Below are 1,873 nucleotides of genomic sequence, written 5' to 3' on the forward strand. Positions count from 1 at the left end.
CCGGTCCGTGAGGAACGGTGGAGCGATCACTAGCGAGAATGATGACATGAGTAGCGACAAAGAGTGTGAGAGACACTCTCGCCGAAAGTCCAAGGGTTCCTGCTTAAAGCTAATCTGAGCAGGGTAAGCCGGCCCCTAAGTCGAGGCAGAAATGCGTAGACGATGGGAACTAGGTTAATATTCCTAGGCCAGGAGGATGTGACGGATCTCGACTGTTGTTCACCCTTATCGGATTGGGTGGGCCGCTGAGAGGTTCCTGGAAATAGCCCTCCATCAGACCGTACCCTAAACCGACACAGGTGGACTGGTAGAGCATACCAAGGCGCTTGAGAGAACGATGTTGAAGGAACTCGGCAAAATACCTCCGTAAGTTCGCGAGAAGGAGGCCCGGTTCCAAGGCAACTTGGAGCTGGGGGCACAAACCAGGGGGTGGCGACTGTTTACTAAAAACACAGGGCTCTGCGAAGTCGCAAGACGACGTATAGGGTCTGACGCCTGCCCGGTGCCTGAAGGTTAAAAGGAGGGGTGCAAGCTCCGAATTGAAGCCCAGGTAAACGGCGGCCGTAACTATAACGGTCCTAAGGTAGCGAAATTCCTTGTCGGGTAAGTTCCGACCTGCACGAATGGCGTAACGACTTCCCCGCTGTCTCCAACATCGACTCAGCGAAATTGAATTGCCTGTCAAGATGCAGGCTTCCCGCGGTTAGACGGAAAGACCCCGTGCACCTTTACTACAGCTTCACACTGGCATCAGGCACAACATGTGCAGGATAGGTGGTAGGCTTCGAAGCAGGAACGCCAGTTCCTGTGGAGCCTCCCTTGAGATACCACCCTTGTTCTGCTTGATGTCTAACCGCGCACCGTTATCCGGTGCCGGGACCCTGTGTGGCGGGTAGTTTGACTGGGGCGGTCGCCTCCTAAAGAGTAACGGAGGCGCGCGAAGGTTGGCTCAGAGCGGTCGGAAATCGCTCGTTGAGTGCAATGGCAGAAGCCAGCCTGACTGCGAGACTGACAAGTCGAGCAGAGTCGAAAGACGGCCATAGTGATCCGGTGGTCCCGCGTGGAAGGGCCATCGCTCAACGGATAAAAGGTACGCCGGGGATAACAGGCTGATACTGCCCAAGAGTCCATATCGACGGCAGTGTTTGGCACCTCGATGTCGGCTCATCTCATCCTGGGGCTGGAGCAGGTCCCAAGGGTACGGCTGTTCGCCGTTTAAAGAGGTACGTGAGCTGGGTTTAGAACGTCGTGAGACAGTTCGGTCCCTATCTGCCGTGGGTGTAGGATACTTGAGAGGAGTTGCCCCTAGTACGAGAGGACCGGGGTGAACGATCCACTGGTGGACCTGTTATCGTGCCAACGGTAGTGCAGGGTAGCTATGATCGGACAGGATAACCGCTGAAGGCATCTAAGCGGGAAGCCCCCCTCAAAACAAGGTATCCCTGAGGACCGAGGTAGACCACCTCGTCGATAGGCCGGAGATGTAAGCGCAGCAATGCGTTCAGTTGACCGGTACTAATTGTCCGATAGGCTTGATTTGATCCAGTAATAGCAAGGCTAATACTGGTCAGAAGCATACACAAAACACACATGTACTTGACTTGACTTGGTTTTTTCCTCGGTTTGGTGGTCACAGCGCCAGAGAAACACCCGATCCCATCCCGAACTCGGCCGTTAAGCTCGGTTGCGCCGATGGTACTGCGTCTCAAGACGTGGGAGAGTAGGTCACCGCCAAACCTAGAAAAAAACCAATAATCTCTCTAAACGACAAAAATCGACAGTGACGCGGGATGGAGCAGCCCGGTAGCTCGTCAGGCTCATAACCTGAAGGTCGTAGGTTCAAATCCTACTCCCGCAACCAGTCGATAAAAAA

The 1,873-nt window shown here is 54.4% G+C and carries 1 tRNA gene and 2 rRNA genes (1 of these 3 cut by a window edge); all 3 read left to right on the forward strand.

The features are described 5' to 3' along the window. A 23S ribosomal RNA gene (locus tag CLM60_RS08565) occupies window positions 1–1,540 on the forward strand (it extends 1,289 nt beyond the left edge of the window). Between the two features lie 82 nt (window positions 1,541–1,622). Beyond that, window positions 1,623–1,737 (forward strand): 5S ribosomal RNA (gene rrf / locus CLM60_RS08570). A gap of 47 nt (window positions 1,738–1,784) precedes the next feature. Then, a tRNA-Met gene (locus tag CLM60_RS08575) sits at window positions 1,785–1,861 on the forward strand. Window positions 1,862–1,873 lie beyond the last annotated feature (12 nt).

Source organism: Actibacterium ureilyticum (assembly GCF_002285435.1).
GTDB classification, from domain to species: Bacteria; Pseudomonadota; Alphaproteobacteria; order Rhodobacterales; family Rhodobacteraceae; genus Actibacterium_C; species Actibacterium_C ureilyticum.